Source organism: Tamlana crocina, assembly GCF_012037625.1.
Genome location: NZ_JAAVJS010000062.1, coordinates 1 through 730, shown reverse-complemented (window position 1 = coordinate 730; position 730 = coordinate 1). Strand labels below are relative to the sequence as shown.

Sequence of the window (730 nt, the reverse complement as noted above, 5' to 3'; positions counted from 1 at the left end):
ACGGGGCACATGAGTGTACACCGTTCCTTCCTGATCGGCTGTTTTTCGGGTTTCATAGATTCCGCCCACATTGCTTATTACGTGGCTAATGTAACCTCTCCACATGCCGCCTAATTCACGGTACACTTCCTCCAGGTCATCATAGTCCTGGTTATCTTTAGAAGTCCATTTTACAAGATTAGGCACCACCTTTTTCAGGTTTGCAAGTCCATATTCGCTGGCTTTGATCTGGTCATCCCCCAGGCTTTCTCTTTGGGACTGCGGATCGATTCCGCGGTAACCGCTTCCAAATTCATAGACAGGATCTCCAGCCTTTTCAAGGATCCAGTTACTAAGAACCTGTTTTTCTTCCTGCGGAGAATTTGCTTCAGGTAAATATCGGTAGCCCCAGTTGATCGCATAAAGATCATAAGGCCCCATCATTCTTATATATCTCACCCCTTCATCTCCCGGCTGCGCCACATAGTTCACCCGGGCATAATCCATAATGGAAGGCGTAAGCCCATATCTTTGGGTGAATTCAGGATCCCGTAAAGAATCTGTAGGATAAGCAGAACTGGCCTTCATATTGTGCGGTAAACCAAGCGCATGACCCACTTCATGTGCGATCACCATACGCATCATCTCCCCTATTTCTTCTTCAGGAGTTTCCAGGGATCGGGCTGCAGGATTTTGCGCCCCTGCCTCGATCATAAACCTGTTACGGTAAGATCGCAGGTGATTATGATAC

Annotated in this window: 1 protein-coding gene; it reads right to left on the bottom strand. The window is 47.5% G+C overall.

The features are described 5' to 3' along the window. On the bottom strand, window positions 1-730 hold a 730-nt coding region (locus HC176_RS15605), incomplete at both ends, for a zinc-dependent metalloprotease (RefSeq protein ID WP_209309736.1).